The sequence below is a fragment of the Brevibacterium sp. AGC70 genome (assembly GCF_057334195.1).
Genome location: NZ_JBHFIH010000008.1, coordinates 1 through 18,384 on the forward strand (window position 1 = coordinate 1; position 18,384 = coordinate 18,384).

Consider the following 18,384-nt stretch of genomic DNA (forward strand, 5'->3'; position numbering starts at 1 on the left):
CACCTACCCGTACCGAGACCGATTCGATCGGCAGCCTCGAGATCCCCGACACCGCCTATTGGGGCGTCCACACTGCTAGGGCGATGGAGAACTTCCCGATCACCCGCCGCCCGGTCTCCGTCTACCCTGACTTCATCCGCGCCTTCGCCTGCGTCAAGCAGGCCGCGGCACGGGCGAACCTCGAAATCGGTGCCCTTGATGAGCAGCGAGCCAACCTCATCGACGCCGCCTGCGAGGAGATCAAGGGTGGGCGGCTCCACGACGAGTTCACCGTCGGCGTGATCCAGGGAGGGGCAGGCACCTCGACGAACATGAACGCCAATGAGGTGATCACGAACCGTGCGCTCGAGATCGGTGGTCACGCCAAGGGCGACTACTCGTTCATCAACCCCAACGACCACACGAACCACAGCCAGTCGACGAACGACACCTACCCAACGGCGATCAAGATCGCACTGGCCTTCTCACTGCAGAACCTCCTCGTCGAACTCACTCTTTTGGCCGATGCCTTTGCCGCGAAGGGCCGCGAGTTCTCCCACATCATCAAGGTCGGTCGCACCCAGCTCCAAGACGCGGTGCCGATGACCCTGGGCCAGGAATTCAACGCCTTCGCCACCACCCTGCGCGAGGACGTGCAGCGGCTCGAAGACGCTGTCGCACTCCTCGGGGAGGTCAACATGGGCGCCACTGCGATCGGAACGGCGATCAACGCACCCGTCGGGTACAAGGAAGCGGTGATCAAGCACCTGCGCACCATCACCGGACTCGAACTCGTCACCGCCGGCGACCTCGTCGAATCCACCTCGGATACCGGGGTCTTCATCACCTTCTCCGGGGCGCTCAAGCGCAGTGCTCTGAAGATGTCGAAGATCGCCAACGACCTGCGTCTGCTGTCCTCGGGACCACAGGCCGGTTTCGGTGAGATCAACCTTCCGGCCCGTCAAGCGGGCTCTTCGATCATGCCCGGCAAGGTCAACCCCGTCATTCCCGAGGCGGTCTCCCAGGTCGCCTACTCGGTCGCCGGTGCCGACGTCACTGTGTCCATGGCCGTCGAGGCCGGCCAGCTCCAGCTCAACGCGTTCGAGCCGGTCATCGCTCATTCCCTGTTCCAGTCGATCACCTGGCTTGAACGTGCCTGCCAGACTTTCCGTGTCAACTGTGTCAACGGCATCACCGCCAACGAGGCGGCCCTTGAGGACACTGTGGCCCGTTCCGTCACCGTCATCACCGCTCTCGCCCCGGTCATCGGTTACGCCCCTGCCGCGCAACTGGCGAAGCAGGCGCTGGCGACGAATGAACCGATCTCCGACCTCGTCGTGAAGCAGGGGCTCCTCGACCGAACCCAACTCGAGGAGATCCTCAAGCCCGAGCGTCTGACCGGCTTGCCTGCCGATCACGGTGTGGAGAACTCGGCCGACAGCACCGAGGCGGTTCCCCGGGATGAGATGACCGGCGAGCTTCCCGAGATTGATAAGTACCAGTCGATGTTTCCTTCGGTACGTTGAGCGTGAACGCCCCAATATCGATCGCTTGCGGCGCTGAGGTTCGGGTGCAGACCAGAGTCTGTGAGCTTCAGGCGTAAATGGAGTTGATTGTCCATCACATACTGGCGTCATATGCCGATAATGAGGATGCTCGCAGCGGCTTCGACGTCAGTGTCAGTACTTGTCTCAAGTTGATTGATTCTTGTGACTCGCTTGATCGGCGGGAAGAGTCGCTTATTCGACTGATTGAAGAAGGTGAGCCGACAGCCGCCGTTCGCACGATCTCGAAACGTCTTGAGCGATCATTTTCTGGTCCCCACGAGACCTGGCTGAACAATAGCGGGAAGCCGCAGAGCAACTTGCTACGCTGCCACGAGAAACTTTTCGCCTCAGAAGTGCCTTGATTGTTAGTGGCAATATCGTGATATATGGATCCATCTGCGCTTTTGGAGGAAACTGATGAGCGAAGTAGCCATCTAGGCATACTGTCGCTACGTGGTTGGTTGGTCCAACCAGTTGTGCTAACTTCGTTCTATGCAAGATCTGAATTGGGGTGCTGCAGGGGGTGTTGCCCGGCAGTCAATGGTGAGCAGTGTAGCTGCGCGCATACTGCAGGTCCTTCATTCGAATCAAGCAGACTCCGGTACGACACTTCCACCTGAAAGGAGGCTCGCAGAAGAGCTTGGTGTCTCCAGGACTACAGTCCGGGAAGCTATTTCTGAACTTGCGCTCAGGGGAGTTGTTCAAAGACGCCACGGATCAGGGACTGTGCTTCGTGTTGCCACCACCGAAGCCAGATCGATGCTGGATCGCCTCGCAAGTCAAGGCCAAAACATGTCGGATATCGTAGACTTTCGACTCTCGTTAGAGCCTCAAATCGCGGCAATGGCAGCGGTGCGGCGAACTGACGCTGACCTGATCGTGCTAGAGAGTATCTGCAAAACCAACCCTCTCGAACTAGATCAAGAGGGCTCGTACTCGTTGGATTATCAGTTCCATCTTGCCTTGGCTACAGCAACGCAAAACCACTTGATCCTGACCTTGAGCCAGTCGATGTACGAATGGATCGCCGTCGCTCGAAAGCAAATACATTCTACTCGAAACGGCCGCGACACGTCCTTCACCGGTCATGTAAAGATCTTTGAGGCTGTCGTGGCTGGTGACGAGGCACGGGCGCAAACAGAAATGCGAACTCACATTGAGGGCGCTAGCCAAGTGGTGATGGCCAGCAAAGTCGAATAACTAACGCAATCTGAAGAGCAAAGGAGCTCGAATGGATGACTCACAAGAGAAAAATGACGTTCATCTAGATGCACCACCGACCGACAGGCGCCGGGCTAGAAAGGCTGCAGCCGGGGCATACGTCGGAACGAGTATTGAATTCTACGACTTTTTCGTATTCGCTACTGCCTCAGCGCTGGTCTTTGGAGACGTGTTCTTCCCGACAGTTGAGAATCCGTTCTTGGGGACGATGGCGGCGTTCGCGACATTCGGGGTCGGATTCGTCTTTAGACCATTGGGTGGGCTCATCTTTGGTCCGTTGGGCGACAAATACGGTCGCAAGCCAATCCTGATCACTACTCTCCTCATCATGGGAGGAGCTACATTCGCTGTCGGGTTAGTTCCAAGTTATGAATCCTGGGGAATTTTTGCACCGTTGGCACTAGTGTTCCTGCGTCTAATTCAGGGCCTGGCCATTGGTGGGGAGTGGGGTGGTGCCGCTACTATCTCGACTGAAAGCGCGCCGAGCAATCGTAGATATTTTTACGGTAGCTTCACTCAGTTGGGTTCACCAACAGGAACGGTACTGTCGTCCGGAATGTTTGCACTAGCGGCTATGGGTGGAGACGAGGTCCTTCGCGACTGGGCTTGGCGAGTACCGTTTCTGTTCGCCGGGGTTCTTCTGATCGTCAGCCTGATCATCAGAGCTCGCCTCGAAGAATCGCCAGAATTCGAGAAGCATGTGGACAAGAGTGCATCGAAGAAGGTCACCACGTCACTGATCGAAACGCTAAAAAATAACTGGCAATCAATTCTCGCAGGTTCCGCAGCTACAGCCGTCGGGGTTGGAGGCTTCTATATCACCGGGACTCTGTTCCTTAGCTATGCAACGACGACCGTCGGGCTCTCTGATGGACCGCTTCTGACTGCTCAGACCATTGCCGCAGCAACCAGCTTCATCTCATTCCCACTGCTTTCTCTCGTAGCTGACTTGAAAGGGCCGCGAGTCGTAATCATGTGGTCGCTGGTGGCAGTAGCAGTCGCGGCCACTCCACACTTCTTGATTGCAGATACCGGCTCGTTCTCGCTGATCGCAATGATGCTCTCTATTAGCCAAACAGCGCAGGCGGGCGCTTGGGCCTGTATACCAGCGCTGCTGCGCAAGATGTTTGACCCCGAGGTGCGTTACACCGGTATGTCTATCAGTTATCAGCTTTCTAGCGTAGTTTTCGGCGGTTTGATGCCGATGGTTGGAGCGGGGCTTCTTGCAATTACGGGTGGATCACCTTCGCTGGCCATCGGATTGCTCGTCGTGCTGGTGGCAATCAATATCTTCGGAGTACTCGCATCACTGGCCATCATTCGGAAGCGTGACTGCACGAATGAGCCAAATAGCTCCCTACATGTAAAACCAACGATCGGAGAATGACGTGGAACTTCCCCTGGTAACGAAGGCGAACCAACTGTTCGCAACTGATAATTCGGACATCGCAAGTGCTCTTGCTGTCGGAGTTGGAATACCCTTTGACATGGGCCATCATCCTGCCAGGGTTGGTTCGCGCAGTGGCCCTGATCACATCCGAATCAATTCACTTCTCGTTGCTGAGGCCGCGCGCTATAGCGGAATCGATCCAATCAGCGCATCTGGATTCGTCGACTTGGGAAATATTCATGTGATCCCGGGGGTGGTGGAAGAATCGTACCGACATATTGAGAGCTCCATGGGCGAGATTTACTCACAGGGCATCACACCTGTGACGATGGGCGGTGACGGGGCAGTTACTCTCCCACAGTTGAGAGCAGCTCATAAGCATCATGGTCCTCTCACAGTTGTGCACTTCGACGCTCACACAGATGCATACCCGAAGACCAAACCTCACTACTACAACAACGCAAATGCATTCGTTCATGCCGCAAACGAGAACCTGATAGCCACAGAGCAGTCTCTCCACGTCGGCGTACGAGATACCAACTCAGGGGAAGCTCCCGGTGTCATACAGAATGCACGCGACCTCGGTTACTCCGTCATCACGATGGATGACATCGCTCAAGTTGGAGTTGTCAGTCTCATCGACCAGCTTCAATCTTCGCTTCATGGGCAGAAGGTCTACTTGAGCTGGGACATGGATGTCTTTGATCCCGCGGTGGCGCCTGGCGTGGTCACCCCGGGGTGGGGTGGATTAACAGCGAACGAGGGCCTACGAATATTGCGCGGACTTCAGGGACTGGACATAGTCAGTTTCGATATAAACACAGTCAGCCCACCCCATGACATCGCTGGACAGACTGGTTCACTAGCGGCCCGAGTAATTCTCGAGTTTCTGCGAATTCTCCTTGTTTCACACGGGAGGTGTGAACCTGTCATGTTCTAGAGAACGGAAGGAAGACCTGGAGACGACATTTCGAAGAGAAGGGCAAACATTGAGTACTGAAACCACTGAATATCGTGCACCATGGATCATCGCATATCAGGCAGGGAGCCATAGAATTCTTCGAGACGGTGCAATAGTCGTGACTGGTAACGAAGTGACTCATGTCGGTCGGCCCGGGGACATTCAGTGCGACAAGGTCGTGGAGACCAGCAACATCATCGCGCCAGGGTTCATATCCATGCACACCCACATGCACGAATCGCCCGTGGACAAAGGCATCGCTGAGGACATCGATAAGAGACAGTTCTGGTCGACAAACCTCATTGAGATACTTCCACCTCGATCAGAGGCGTTGACTCGAAACGACCGTGAAGTCTGCACCCGAGTGTCCATAGCGGAACATCTACGAACCGGTACCACCACGGTTATGCAGATGGGGCCCGACAGTGACTACACAGCACAAGAATGTGACCGTGTTGGTCTTCGCGCCTATATTGGTGAGTCATATCGGTCAGGAAGTTGGTACACGAGAAACGGAAAGACTGTCGAATACTCATGGCTTAGCGATGATGGCCAAGAAGATTTTGAACGCGCCGTTGACTTCGCGTCCCGCCACGTCAACACCGATCGTTCTAGACTCATTACCGGGTTCCTCAATCCATCCCAAGTAGACACGTGTTCGCAAGAGCTCCTACGACAGACGGAAGAAGTGTCTGCAGAACACGGCCTACTAATGCAGATTCACGCAGCTCAGTCCTATTCCGAGTTCTACGAAATGACGCGAAGGCATGGACAGACTCCAATCGAATGGCTTAGCAGCATTGGACTACTCAATGATCGAATGATCATCGGTCACGGATTGTTCGTGACGGGATCTAGCTGGACAAATTTCCCGGGAGACGATGTCGGACTCATCTCAGCGGCCGGGACCTCAGTGGCCTATAATCCTTGGGTATTCGCACGAAATGGAATCGCGATGGAAACCTTCGATGCCTATCGAGATCGCGGCACACGAGTTTTGCTGGGAACCGACACCACTACCCAATCAATGCTCCACTCGATGAGGTGGGCTTCGATCATCACCAAAGTTCTCGAGAGGCGCTCGGATGCAGGTCTGGCTGCAGATGTGTTCAATGCGGCCACAGTCGACGCCGCGAATACTCTTAGGCGAGATGATCTTGGAAGGATTGAGGTCGGTGCAAAGGCTGATCTGACGTTCTGGCGAACTGACAGCCTCTTCATGACACCGACTCGCGATCCTATTCGTTCTATCGTCTATTACGCTGAAGCCGAAGATATTGAGGCAACTATGGTCGATGGCGAGATCGTGATGCGTGACGGTGAAGTCACGGGCCTCGATACGGCACAAGATCTACGGGATCTTCAGACGACTGCTGAAGCAATGTGGTCCGGCTGGCAGAATCATGACTGGGCAGGAAGGACGATCGATCAACACATACAACCGGTGTACGGCGACTACAATATGTGACTATCATTTATGCGTAGATCCGGTTTTGGGTACGACGATCAACGTTCATTCACGTGCCCAGAGGTGCTGCCTATGTGCGAATCCATTTTTGAAATGTGGGTACAGGCCGCACGAATCCATCTGTCGGCCAAGTTCTTCGTCTGTAGTGCACAGCTCCAAATAGTTTTTTCGCACTTTGGAAAAGTCAGGCCACTGTTTGGGACAGACACCGATAGGAGTCCATGGGATGGAGGCTGAGATGCCCACTAGACCTACGACGAGGGAGAGACCTCACAGCTTGGCGGTGGATAAAGTTGCGTATGGCGAGAGCGCTTCTCGATGAGCTCAGTGCAGACATTGACATATGGAATATGGCACATCCCATCGTTGCTGTTCCGGATCTTTCCGCCGACAAGCAGATGGTGGAGCTCAAAATTATAGAGTGCCCACCTGCGCCTCTCGCACATTGGTCGGCCACACTTGGTAACGCGATAGCGAGCTTAAGAGCCGCTGCCGACTCATTTGCCTGGCAAATCGTGCACCTTGATGGCCATCAGCCGCCGAGCGCTAACCACGTCTATTTCCCGACGGCTTCGAAGCCGAGTGATTGGAAAAATTGAATCAACGCGATTGGGCAGATTCATCCAGGCTTAGTTCAGCGGTTTGAGAAGTTGCGGGAATCGGAGGCTGGATGGCTCTCCGGAGTTGTGTCGATTGCACAGCTCAACAACTTCGATAAGCATCGATCCACATTGCTCGTCAGGTCCGATTTTGAGCGGGCGTCGATGGATGATCTGAAATTAGACTTTCAACCAAATCACGGCGGCATGAGGAATCACTAAGAGCCAATTCTTGATCTGCAAACAGTGGGTACAGTAGACGTGGTGGCGCGATTGAGTTCCAGCGCACCAATTGCTCAGGTAGTCGGCGGGCTGACTGGCACGGTCGTTCCAGTGATACCCAAGGGATCGCTCAGCGGCATTGATATACATGGTCCCGCGGTGCCTTTGGTGCGCGGGATGCACCACGCACTCGAATACGGGCTCTCGTATCTGAGTAAGGGCGGTTCTGAGCCCACATCGTTTGATTCTGAATCTGCGAGCCGAAATTCGGACATCCACTCGTGCGTTTCGGCTGAAAACGACAACGAGTAGTCCCGCTGGCGGCTAGTCGTAGAAGTTGTCGTCGGCTCAGCTTGAAGGCTTCACCAGTTCAGGTCCGTCGCCGATTAGCTTGGCGACCTCATGGAATCCCAACTGCTCAAGCTGCGGCCTCGACGTGAGACTGGTCGCATTCTGTTCCTGCATCAATCCATTCGTCGACGAAGTTCGTTGGAAGGATGACCAGCGCCCGATCGTGGAGCTCGGCGACGTCACCGGTCGGGGGCGAGTGTCGATTGTCGTCGTCAGAGTCCAGGCGTCATCTGAGCCCTTCGGCCGCCACCATTAATAGAGGCCGGCGAAGAGTAGCGGACCATCGGGCAAGTGAATATAGTTCGGGGTCTTCGTCTTTCCTTCGGTTTTTCATTTGTAGTAGCCGGTCGCCGGAAGTATTGCGCGGGAGTGCTTGATCGGTCCCCGCCATGTGTTCTGCGACGCCAGCCCTTTACTGCGGGCGTTGAAGGTGGGGAACTTCAGCTTTAGGGACTCGGCCCACGGTGGCAGAAGCGACCACCGTGCGATCTCGCCTTTTCGTGTGATGTCGCCATCGTCGGTAAATGGTCTCGAAGAAGGCGGGGACGCGCCGTGTTGGCTTGATACTCCATGAGGGAGTCCACTCCGCGGCCACATTGGCTTCGAGCATCCGGCCGAGCTCCGCGAAGGACAGATCAGGCGTGGATCTGCCGCACATGGCATTGAGTGCGGCACAAGTGCAAGAAGCCGTGAATGCTCAATTGTTCTGCCTCAATGCGCGAATATGTGCTGATTCCACCCTCGAAAGTAGTCCAACGGTAAGAGCCGCAGTGCTAATCGATACTGGCGTTCAGGCCAGAACGTTGACATATCGAACCCGCTAAGCCAGTGAGTCAGGAGTGTGGATGAATTTTATCGCTATTCAGGAGCGGTGGAGAAAATAGCCGAAGCCCTGTCCAACGTTCAAAAGATTCTCTGGGATTACAAAGAGACCATACACGCCGTTGGTCTCTCTGAACGTTTAGGGGAGTTTTTGGCAGTTCGTCCCAGACTTCTAGACGGAGGCTTAGGCGATATTGGGACTAGGCCCACACCTACGTTGAATCCGGCGGGTCTACCGCCATAAAGACTGGGCGAGTTGCAAACGGGAGTGCCCCTTACTCCCCGGATTTATATCACGTTAGCGGAGCGCGATGCGAGCAACGATAAGCCTTTCTGCATGCATCCGATGAGAGCAGTGTCAAGAATCACCAAGTCATGAACCGAAAGAGTTTCGAGGCAATCTCGCCTATTACGCATGAAGCGACGAACTACGATCGTGTCGTCATCTCAGCAAACTGCGGCGATGCGTGACATTTCCGTGTCACGGAATATTGACTTCCATGTGACGATCAGAATACGATGATCGTCGTCACATTGGTGTGATGCGCAGCCGGCCATCGTGCGCCATGGAAACTTTGTCGCCAGAGAGCACCGTCCGGCCGCTACATATGCGTGAGGAGAGCATGTAATGCAGAAAAGATCGCCAGCGGTAGAACGAGAAAAACCTCCACGGATGGACGCCTACGGTAAGAAGGCCGTATTCGCGGCAAGTCTTGGGTACGGTCTGGATGGCTTTGACCTATTGATCCTGAGCTTTGCTCTGTCCCCGATCATCGCTGAGTTCGGCTTCAGTGACACGAAGGCCGGTTCGCTGACAACTCTCACCTTGCTGGGTGCGGTCATCGGCGGGTTGCTGTTCGGCGCCCTCAGCGATCGCTTCGGGCGAGTCCGTGTCCTCACCTGGTCTGTTGTGTTTTTTGCAGTATTTACCGGGCTCGCCGCGATCGCGCAGGGATATGTTGATCTGGCAATTTATAGATTTCTCGCTGGGGTCGGAATCGGAGGCGAATTCGGCTGTGGCATGGCCCTCGCGTCGGAAGCAGTACATGCCAAGCTCAGGGCTCGTGCCACCTCGTTGGTGGCCACCGGATTCCAACTCGGCGTCTTGGCCGCGTCCCTATTGTCCGCTCCGATCATCTCCATTGTCGGCTGGCGCGGTCTATTCGTCGTCGGAGTCTTCCCTGCAGTCGTCGCGATCATCTTGCGCAAGAAGTTGCATGAGTCGCCCAAATACCTTGAACAGCAGAAAACCCAGGAAAGGCAAGCTAGCGCCTTGGAGCTGTTCAAGGGCCTGTTCTCGACGAAGTATTTTGTTCGCATCTCGATCGCGCTAATCATCCTCTGTGCTGTGCAGAACTTCGGCTATTACAGCATCATCACTTGGCTTCCCCGGTATCTGGAATCCGAGCTGGGGCTGAGTTTGACCAATTCCTCTGTGTGGACGGCGGTGACTGTTGCCGGAATGCTGGTAGGTCTCTTTGTGTTCGGACAGCTGGCCGACAGATGGGGCAGACGTTACACTTTCTGGACATTCCAAATCGGCGCCGGCGTGGCCATGCTCATATACAGCCAATTGACCGACCCGACGGCACTGCTCGTCGGAGGATTTTTCATGGGTCTGTTCGCCAACGGGGCCCTAGGGGGTTATGGGGCGCTGCTGGCCGAGCTTTACCCGACCTGGATCCGGGGGACCGCTCAGAACGGTATCTACAACATCGGCCGCGCGATTGGCGGCCTGGCGCCTGTCACCGTTGCGTGGCTCTCTTCAAATCACGGTTTCGCGTTCGCTCTGGTAGTACTCCCAAGCATCTACGTACTGGCGTTCTTCACTATGTTTGCGATACCGGACAAAGCTGGCGAAGATCTCGACTGAAAATTGTTGCTGTAATTGACGCTTAGGTGGGCCAGCCAGTTCGCCGACCTAAGCGGTTCTCACGCATTGTCCACTGCCTTTCTGTCAATCGGTCCGGGCTCGGTTTTGGACTGGAGAAACTGCGCCAAGCTCATGCGATACGGCATTCCCGGCCTGCAGTGCTGACTCAATTAGATCTTCGCGTCGTTCTGCTGACTGCATGCTCGAAATCGGGGCAACGATAGTGATCGCGAAGGGGATTGATCCCTCACTGTCGAACAGGGGTGCCGACACAGCCCATGTGAAGTTCTCCATCTCGTCATCGCATACGTCATAGCCCAGTGTGCGAGTGCTCTCCAGGTGGCTCTTGAGCACCTCTTTTGACGTGATTGTACGGGCAGTGAATTGTTCTAACACTGCTCCCGCGAGTAGATCGTCGATGTCAGAATCGGGTAGTAGCGACATGATTGCGCGCGCCGATGATGCGGCGTTCAATGGCAAAGTCGTTCCAACCTGAACGTGATGGCGTAGCGAGCGTGTGCCTTCGAAGAATTCAATACACACGACGGCGGACCCGCTCATCTCCGCAAGAAACGCAGTCTCTCCATGCTGGCGAACCAGTCGGCGAAGCACTGGGGAGGCAGCCTCACGAACTTGGTGCGATGGCGTATTCGACAAGAGAGCACGGACGGCGGGCCCCATAAGGTACCGCCTTCTATTCGTACGAACGACGAACCCACGTGCTTCGAGATCGGCCATGAACCGATGCACCGTGGAAGGAGACAATGATAATGCCTGTGAAATTTCAGCTAACGACATGCTTGACTGAGCCTGAGCAATAACCTCCAGGATGTCCAGTGTTCGGTGGACCGGTTGCATGCCTTCCTCTCCGTGGAAGATAGAAAATTTTCGTCTCACGGAAAAGTCTATCTTCATTTGGTGCCCCTGTGGCCTATAGCGTCTTGGCGCTCGCTCATTCGGGGCCCCTTTTCGATGACTGCGACTGAGTAAGAATCCAGATGAAGTGTCAATTTTCAACGGCCTGTAGCCGAAAATCCCGAGACCTCGAAGGGCCCCTCTCCGCGCCAGGAGAAGACGAAATTCGAAAGATTGACCAGCCCGAACCTGCGCTTTAAGATTGCGTAGTACGGAAGTCTAGTTTTCATCACATGGAAGTGAAGTGAATGAGTCCAGCATCTCTTAAGGCCTTCGGTGAGACATCGGGGTTGAGCATTCAGGACCCGGAAGAACGACGCGCGGAGGTGGCTCGCGATCTCATCGCGGTTTCCTACCGGCGAAGGACTTTCCACACAGCTGGTGGTCTGGATTCGGACTATCATCTCGATCCTGGCCTGTTCCTGACCAAGCCCACCATGCTGCGGCGATTGGGTAGCCTTCTTGCGTTGCGCATTCCCCGAACCGTTGACCGCGTAGTCGGCAGCGAACCAGGTTCTCTTCCCTTAGCTGTGGCGGTTTCGTTGGCCACTGGGTTGCCTTATGCGTCCGCCCGCTACGGCAAAGAGGAAGTTGAACTGGCAGGCGAGGTCCACCAAGGCGAGAAGGTCGTTCTACTTGAGGATGTACTCAGTTCGGGTAAACACGCCTGGCGCACCGTACAGGAGCTGCGAACAGCTGGAGTCCTAGTTTCAACCGTTCTCGGCATCATCGATCGGGGTGAAGGCGCTGATGAATTGTTAACCCGGGAGAGCGTCGAATATTCCACTCTCTTTACGATCGCTGAACTCTCAGCCAACGCCCTGATCAAACGATCAGCCACGGTCAAAGACGACGATGCGGAGGGTGACTTGTGATGACAACGAAATCACACACATCTGGGCTCGTCGCAAGCACTGAACGCCTGCAGTCCAGGATCGATCAACTCGCTAGAATCTCCCGGCCAGGCAAGGGCGTGAGCCGCTTAGCTTACACCGATGACGAACGTGCCGCGCATGATCTCGTCGGTCAATGGTTCGCCGAGGCGGGATGCACCGTCGCCACAGACCCTGCAGGCAACACCATCGCCGAACGCGCAGGCACCGAACAGAGGCTGGGAGCACTTGGAACAGGAAGCCATCTCGATTCCGTCTACAGCGGAGGGGTATTCGACGGCATCGTCGGTGTGGTTGCTGGAGTGGAGATCGCCCAACTGCTTCACGAGGCAGGTGCCAATACCCGCCACCCATGGCGCTTCGTCGCCTTTGCGGGAGAAGAGGGAGCACGGTTCGGTCAAGCTTGCATCGGTTCCAAACTCGCTGCAGGAATGACCGGACTGAAAGAACTCGAAGCTCTCGTTGACCGTGATGGAATCACCTTGTCAAAGGCCATGGACTACCTCGGCTTCGACCCACGTCAGGCGACCACGAAACCGTGGACACCCCGAGATTGGAGCGCTTTCCTTGAGCTTCACATCGAACAGGGAAGCGTGCTGGAGAGAGCTGGCGCGGAAGTCGGAATCGTCGATATGATCTCCGGCTCGACCCGTCTACAATTCACCCTTTCCGGAATCCCATCGCACACGGGCGGCACCCCCATGCACGGCCGTGCGGATGCTCTAGCAGCGGCCTCGGAGTGCGTGCTCATTTCCGAGACGCTCGCATCCGATGCCGAACACCGCGGAACCCGGGCGACTGTGGGCAAACTCAACGTCGAACCGAACTCCATCACCACGATCCCGGGTCGCGTCACATTCAGCCTCGATGTGCGCGACATTGACGCCGATCGCCAACGGGCGGCTGCGAGCTTGATTGCCCAGCAGACACTGGAGGTGTGTTCCCGGCGCGGTGTGAGGATGGAACTCGAAGTCCTCGCCGACACCTCACCGGTTATCCTGCCCACACTCGTCCGCGAGCAGGCAAGTATCGCCGCCCAGGCTCGTGAAAACTCTTACCGAGTGCTCACATCCGGTGCCAGCCACGACACACAGATGATCAACACGATCATGCCCACTGGTCTGATCTTCATTCCCAGCCGCAACGGTGGGCTCTCTCACGTGCCGGATGAATTCAGCACCAATGAAGATATCGCAACTGGCACGAATGTGCTGTTGGAGACCCTATTCAACCTCGATACGAGGCTCTCGGCCTGAAACCGTCATCGTCACTGGGCACGCGAGCGACCTCGTGGCGATCACTGACCGTTGTACACGCAACCAAGTAAAGGACACTTATATGCGACTGCTCATCTCCGGAGGAACTCTCGTAACGGAGGCCGGTCTGCAGAAGGCAGACCTTCTCTGCACCGACGGCACCATTACCGCCATCCTCGATTCCGACTCATCAAACCACGTCGCTCATGACGAATTCGTCGATGCCGGCGGCCAACTGGTCTTCCCCGGGTTCATCGACCCGCACGTGCACTCCCGTGATCCAGGCAGCACCCAAAAGGAAACATTCTCTCATTCCACGTTGGGCGCGCTGTGTGGCGGACTGACGACAATTATTGAAATGCCCAATGCCATCCCGGCGGTCTCTACTGCCGAGGTGTTCGCCGAACGTCGCGCCGAACACGAGGAGAGAGCGTGGGTCGATTTCGGACTCTGGGGTCTGGCACTGGGGCCCGAAAACGCCGAGGACATTCCCGAGCTCTTTGCCGCGGGCGCCGCAGCAGTCAAACTCTTCTGGGGCTACGCATTGGATAAAGAGACCAAAGGACTCGTCTACAATTTCGACCCTGCGGACTCTGACAGTGTGCTTCTGCCACCCGAGAACGGCGAGGTGCTGCAGCTCTTCGCCAATGTCGCGAAGACCGGAGGAGTGCTGGCTGCCCATTGCGAGGATCGGCATATCCTGTCAGCCTCGGCTGAGGCACTAGGACATCCGATCGAGACATACGACGATCTGCTCAGCGCTCGTCCAGCCATCGCCGAAGCAACCACGATTGCCATCGGCGCTCAGCTGGCCCAAGAGACCGGTTGCCGGTTCCACGTCGTGCATATGGCATCGGCTCTGGGAGCGGCCGTCGTGGCACAGGCACAGGCCGCCGGAGCCCCTGTGACAGCCGAAACCTGCCCTCAATACCTCACCCTCACTGCCGACAAGGAACCCGAACTCGGACCGTTGATCAAGGTCTACCCACCTGTCCGACACCAGGAGGATCAGGACGCACTGTGGAAGGCCATCAACGACGGCACCATCTCGTCGATCGGCTCTGACCACGCACCGCACCTGGTATCAGAGAAGATGGTCGGCTTTGGCCAGGCACCCGCTGGCGGTCTGGGCATTGAAACAATTGCTCCACTGCTCATCGATGGGATGCTGCGCGGCAAGATCACGCCCCAGCGGCTATCAGAAGTGCTCTCGACCTCGACGGCTCAACTGTATGGTTTGTACCCTCGCAAGGGCTCTCTGCGTCCTGGGACCGACGCGGACATCACTCTCGTTGATCCCAAAGGCAGTCACACTATCCGAAATGAGGACATGCACGCCCTCAACCCCGTTTCGACCTGGGATGGGTGGGATCTCAAGGGACGAATCACCGGCAGCGTCATCCGTGGCCAAGTGGCGATGAAGTATGGCGAGCCTGTGGGCGAGCGACGTGGAACATTCGTCGCAGCCTCGCATCAGCCGTCGAAAACCGGTCAGGCATGAGCAACGACGACCTGCAAAGACTGCTCGACTCCGCTCGAACGATCGTCGACGGTGGGAGCGACGTCGAGGCGGAACACCGCGCTCGGCTGGTGTTCGCTGACACCGTATCCGTAGCATTGTCTGCAGGTCGACGGACGGAAGCTGTTAACCTTGTGGCCGACCACCCACTGACCGGCCGTATGCGCCATGGGATTCCAGACAGTCTGAGCAGATCCTCCTTGCTTTCGGCTGGAGGGGGATGGTCGACGGCCGAAAACGCAGCCTACATCAACGGCAGTATCATCTGTTCCTTAGAAATGGATGAGGGAACCCGGCCCACCGGACACCCAGCCGCTCATGTCGTCCCCGCAATACTGGCGACTGCCGAAACCTGTGATCTTGAGGTCGGCACCATGCTCGATGCCTTGCTCTTCGGGTACGAGGTTTCCGCCTATCTGTTAGAGTCTCACGCACTGAAGCCGGGAGTACACCCTCACGGGCATCTCGGCGGAATAGGCGCAGCCGCCGCAGTCGCGATGCTGTCCGGCACCGATATTCTGTCCGCCGCCGAAGTCTCCGCCACCTCTTTGCTCGCCACGCATTGGGGCAGCTGCCTCGATGGGTCCAACGCCCGAAACACGTGGACTGGACAATCAGCAGCCGCGGCCATCCGCGCCGTGCAACTCGCCTCGATGGGGTTTACAGGGGGACCTTCGGTACTTGACAACGTGTTCAAGGGGCCCCTTGCGTTGCCGGCGGAAGCAGCAGATCCGACTCGTGACCATCCGCGGATCTTCAATGGCTACTTCAAGTTCTATTCCGCCTGTGCTCTCACCCATACCAGCATCGAGGCCGGCCTGGGAATTACTGGGGTCCAGCCGGACAACGTCGAATCAGTGATGGTGCGAACCACGATGAACAACCTCAAAGTGGCAGATGGAAGCTTTGAAACTCCTCTGTCACGACGGTTCTCTATCCCCTTCGCAGTCGCGGCAGCGCTCATCGAGGGTAGGGCAGAACCCGATGTCTTCGATGCGCCGAGTAAGGCTGTGCTATCCACAGCTGCCCGTGTGCGAGTCGAGGAAGACCCTTCCTTCACAGCGCAGTGGCCGGGTGCTGCCCCTGCCTCGGTGGAGGTTATCCTCACTGACGGTACGACGCTGCACGCAAGGTGTAACAATGCAAAGGGCGTCGTCACCGACGAGAAGACAGAGCCCGAGCTGCGGACGAAAGCTGTGAACCTGCACGAGTGTGGAGGCGAAATTTGGGACACTATCATTGACGCACCTCGGAACGCATCCGTCCGCCGACTCATGGAATCCATCCAGCAGCTAGCAAATCGCGAATACAGTTGAAATGCTGATTCCGGTCGAATCATTCGAAGAACCGGTTAAACAGAGCAGAGGGGCAATGATGAACGCCTACAAATCAAACAGTGAATGGACACCGCCGCAACCACCTGAGACCGAGAAGCTGGGACAGAGCCTGGCGCGCGATGCAAAGGATCTCAAAGTCGACACGGTGTTGACTTGGAGCCAGCCTGAAGATACCGTAATCGGCCACGTTGTCGCGCGTGAGCTTGGAATTGGCACAGTCTATGCCAATGAGGTGGAGGGCATACTTGACACGTTCGGCTCGTTGACCGGACTCAATGTCCTAATCGTCTTTGCTGAGACACCGAACGAATCCGAAGTTACCGCTCTCACCGGACTGGTTGAGAACTCCGCCGCGCGCGTCGCCAAAATTGTTGGGCCAGAAGGTGAAGTCTCACAATGATCAGACTCTGAAACACAAATGACGGAACGAATGCCGGGATGAGCCACCGAATGCAAAGAGGCACGTGCGGACCCCGTAGTGGCCAATGCTGGTCGCTCACCGGCGACGTTGGTGCATCGACAAATCAGTTCGCAGCCTCAGAGTACAAAAGTGAGAATCGCTTTGACACACAATTCGACCCCACCTACCCGTACCGAGACCGATTCGATCGGCAGCCTCGAGATCCCCGACACCGCCTATTGGGGCGTCCACACTGCTAGGGCGATGGAGAACTTCCCGATCACCCGCCGCCCGGTCTCCGTCTACCCTGACTTCATCCGCGCCTTCGCCTGCGTCAAGCAGGCCGCGGCACGGGCGAACCTCGAAATCGGTGCCCTTGATGAGCAGCGAGCCAACCTCATCGACGCCGCCTGCGAGGAGATCAAGGGTGGGCGGCTCCACGACGAGTTCACCGTCGGCGTGATCCAGGGAGGGGCAGGCACCTCGACGAACATGAACGCCAATGAGGTGATCACGAACCGTGCGCTCGAGATCGGTGGTCACGCCAAGGGCGACTACTCGTTCATCAACCCCAACGACCACACGAACCACAGCCAGTCGACGAACGACACCTACCCAACGGCGATCAAGATCGCACTGGCCTTCTCACTGCAGAACCTCCTCGTCGAACTCACTCTTTTGGCCGATGCCTTTGCCGCGAAGGGCCGCGAGTTCTCCCACATCATCAAGGTCGGTCGCACCCAGCTCCAAGACGCGGTGCCGATGACCCTGGGCCAGGAATTCAACGCCTTCGCCACCACCCTGCGCGAGGACGTGCAGCGGCTCGAAGACGCTGTCGCACTCCTCGGGGAGGTCAACATGGGCGCCACTGCGATCGGAACGGCGATCAACGCACCCGTCGGGTACAAGGAAGCGGTGATCAAGCACCTGCGCACCATCACCGGACTCGAACTCGTCACCGCCGGCGACCTCGTCGAATCCACCTCGGATACCGGGGTCTTCATCACCTTCTCCGGGGCGCTCAAGCGCAGTGCTCTGAAGATGTCGAAGATCGCCAACGACCTGCGTCTGCTGTCCTCGGGACCACAGGCCGGTTTCGGTGAGATCAACCTTCCGGCCCGTCAAGCGGGCTCTTCGATCATGCCCGGCAAGGTCAACCCCGTCATTCCCGAGGCGGTCTCCCAGGTCGCCTACTCGGTCGCCGGTGCCGACGTCACTGTGTCCATGGCCGTCGAGGCCGGCCAGCTCCAGCTCAACGCGTTCGAGCCGGTCATCGCTCATTCCCTGTTCCAGTCGATCACCTGGCTTGAACGTGCCTGCCAGACTTTCCGTGTCAACTGTGTCAACGGCATCACCGCCAACGAGGCGGCCCTTGAGGACACTGTGGCCCGTTCCGTCACCGTCATCACCGCTCTCGCCCCGGTCATCGGTTACGCCCCTGCCGCGCAACTGGCGAAGCAGGCGCTGGCGACGAATGAACCGATCTCCGACCTCGTCGTGAAGCAGGGGCTCCTCGACCGAACCCAACTCGAGGAGATCCTCAAGCCCGAGCGTCTGACCGGCTTGCCTGCCGATCACGGTGTGGAGAACTCGGCCGACAGCACCGAGGCGGTTCCCCGGGATGAGATGAC

General features: G+C 57.0%; 15 protein-coding genes and 1 pseudogene. 13 read left to right on the forward strand and 3 right to left on the reverse strand.

Going from position 1 to position 18,384, the window contains the following annotated elements; all coding sequences use genetic code 11:
- From ACE03M_RS05290 to ACE03M_RS05315, 6 genes and pseudogenes are all read left to right on the forward strand, one after another.
- Positions 1-1,505 (forward strand): aspartate ammonia-lyase (locus ACE03M_RS05290; RefSeq protein WP_485933048.1); only part of this gene is annotated, 1,505 nt, incomplete at its 5' end.
- Positions 1,506-2,066: 561 nt separating this feature from the next.
- A pseudogene (locus tag ACE03M_RS05295) lies at positions 2,067-2,243 on the forward strand (winged helix-turn-helix domain-containing protein); the annotation flags it as partial.
- A gap of 75 nt (positions 2,244-2,318) precedes the next feature.
- Positions 2,319-2,726, forward strand: coding sequence for a FadR/GntR family transcriptional regulator (locus ACE03M_RS05300; protein WP_485933059.1), 408 nt, complete (start codon positions 2,319-2,321; stop codon positions 2,724-2,726).
- A 31-nt stretch (positions 2,727-2,757) separates the two neighbouring features.
- Positions 2,758-4,134, forward strand: a complete 1,377-nt coding sequence (locus ACE03M_RS05305; protein ID WP_485933049.1) for an MFS transporter — start codon at positions 2,758-2,760, stop codon at positions 4,132-4,134.
- A gap of 1 nt (position 4,135) precedes the next feature.
- A complete protein-coding gene (locus ACE03M_RS05310; protein WP_485933050.1) occupies positions 4,136-5,077 on the forward strand; it encodes an arginase family protein in 942 nt (313 codons plus the stop codon).
- 199 nt (positions 5,078-5,276) lie between these two features.
- A complete protein-coding gene (locus ACE03M_RS05315; protein ID WP_485933061.1) occupies positions 5,277-6,566 on the forward strand; it encodes an amidohydrolase family protein in 1,290 nt (429 codons plus the stop codon).
- Positions 6,567-8,068: 1,502 nt separating this feature from the next.
- On the opposite strand, the gene ACE03M_RS05320 is transcribed toward ACE03M_RS05315, so the two are convergent.
- Positions 8,069-8,401 (reverse strand): SOS response-associated peptidase family protein, encoded by a 333-nt coding sequence (locus tag ACE03M_RS05320; RefSeq protein WP_485933062.1) that lies wholly within the window; start codon positions 8,399-8,401, stop codon positions 8,069-8,071.
- 832 nt (positions 8,402-9,233) lie between these two features.
- Between ACE03M_RS05320 and ACE03M_RS05325 the strand changes: the two genes are divergently transcribed.
- Complete coding sequence (locus tag ACE03M_RS05325; protein WP_485933052.1) at positions 9,234-10,433, forward strand: MFS transporter; 1,200 nt, start codon at positions 9,234-9,236, stop codon at positions 10,431-10,433.
- An 84-nt stretch (positions 10,434-10,517) separates the two neighbouring features.
- On the opposite strand, the gene ACE03M_RS05330 is transcribed toward ACE03M_RS05325, so the two are convergent.
- On the reverse strand, positions 10,518-11,348 hold the full coding sequence (locus ACE03M_RS05330; RefSeq protein WP_485933053.1) for an IclR family transcriptional regulator: 831 nt from the start codon (positions 11,346-11,348) through the stop codon (positions 10,518-10,520).
- Positions 11,349-11,638: 290 nt separating this feature from the next.
- Here ACE03M_RS05330 and ACE03M_RS05335 point away from each other — a divergent pair, with 290 nt between their 5' ends.
- The 3 genes from ACE03M_RS05335 to ACE03M_RS05345 all read left to right on the forward strand — a co-directional run bounded on the left by ACE03M_RS05335 (position 11,639) and on the right by ACE03M_RS05345 (position 14,998).
- Entirely contained in the window at positions 11,639-12,223 is a 585-nt protein-coding gene (locus tag ACE03M_RS05335; RefSeq protein ID WP_485933054.1) for an orotate phosphoribosyltransferase, read from the forward strand.
- A complete protein-coding gene (locus tag ACE03M_RS05340; RefSeq protein WP_485933055.1) occupies positions 12,223-13,497 on the forward strand; it encodes a M20 family metallo-hydrolase in 1,275 nt (424 codons plus the stop codon). The genes ACE03M_RS05335 and ACE03M_RS05340 overlap by 1 nt, the downstream gene beginning before the upstream one ends.
- An 82-nt stretch (positions 13,498-13,579) precedes the next feature.
- On the forward strand, positions 13,580-14,998 hold the full coding sequence (locus ACE03M_RS05345; protein WP_485933056.1) for a dihydroorotase: 1,419 nt from the start codon (positions 13,580-13,582) through the stop codon (positions 14,996-14,998).
- On the opposite strand, the gene ACE03M_RS05350 is transcribed toward ACE03M_RS05345, so the two are convergent.
- Complete coding sequence (locus ACE03M_RS05350) at positions 14,989-15,186, reverse strand: hypothetical protein (protein ID WP_485933064.1); 198 nt, start codon at positions 15,184-15,186, stop codon at positions 14,989-14,991. The genes ACE03M_RS05345 and ACE03M_RS05350 overlap by 10 nt on opposite strands.
- On the opposite strand from ACE03M_RS05350, the gene ACE03M_RS05355 reads away from it, so the two are divergent.
- From ACE03M_RS05355 to ACE03M_RS05365, 3 genes are all read left to right on the forward strand, one after another.
- Positions 15,115-16,332: an MmgE/PrpD family protein gene (locus ACE03M_RS05355; protein ID WP_485933063.1), complete on the forward strand. Its 1,218-nt coding sequence runs from the start codon at positions 15,115-15,117 to the stop codon at positions 16,330-16,332. The genes ACE03M_RS05350 and ACE03M_RS05355 overlap by 72 nt on opposite strands.
- Position 16,333: 1 nt before the next feature.
- Entirely contained in the window at positions 16,334-16,753 is a 420-nt protein-coding gene (locus tag ACE03M_RS05360) for a hypothetical protein (protein ID WP_485933057.1), read from the forward strand.
- A gap of 150 nt (positions 16,754-16,903) precedes the next feature.
- Positions 16,904-18,384, forward strand: a 1,481-nt coding sequence (locus ACE03M_RS05365; RefSeq protein WP_485933058.1) for an aspartate ammonia-lyase, incomplete at its 3' end; no start/stop codon positions are given.

What these genes read in the sequence shown, in the direction of transcription:
- ACE03M_RS05325 (WP_485933052.1), top strand. Translation starts at nt 9,234, where the DNA reads ATGGACGCCTACGGTAAGAAGGCCGTATTCGCGGCAAGTCTTGGGTAC.
- ACE03M_RS05330 (WP_485933053.1), bottom strand. Translation starts at nt 11,348, where the DNA reads ATGAAGATAGACTTTTCCGTGAGACGAAAATTTTCTATCTTCCACGGA.
- ACE03M_RS05300 (WP_485933059.1), top strand. Translation starts at nt 2,319, where the DNA reads ATGTCGGATATCGTAGACTTTCGACTCTCGTTAGAGCCTCAAATCGCG.
- ACE03M_RS05345 (WP_485933056.1), top strand. Translation starts at nt 13,580, where the DNA reads ATGCGACTGCTCATCTCCGGAGGAACTCTCGTAACGGAGGCCGGTCTG.
- ACE03M_RS05320 (WP_485933062.1), bottom strand. Translation starts at nt 8,401, where the DNA reads ATGCCATGTGCGGCAGATCCACGCCTGATCTGTCCTTCGCGGAGCTCG.
- ACE03M_RS05305 (WP_485933049.1), top strand. Translation starts at nt 2,758, where the DNA reads ATGGATGACTCACAAGAGAAAAATGACGTTCATCTAGATGCACCACCG.
- ACE03M_RS05340 (WP_485933055.1), top strand. Translation starts at nt 12,223, where the DNA reads ATGACAACGAAATCACACACATCTGGGCTCGTCGCAAGCACTGAACGC.
- ACE03M_RS05360 (WP_485933057.1), top strand. Translation starts at nt 16,334, where the DNA reads ATGCTGATTCCGGTCGAATCATTCGAAGAACCGGTTAAACAGAGCAGA.
- ACE03M_RS05350 (WP_485933064.1), bottom strand. Translation starts at nt 15,186, where the DNA reads ATGGCGCATACGGCCGGTCAGTGGGTGGTCGGCCACAAGGTTAACAGC.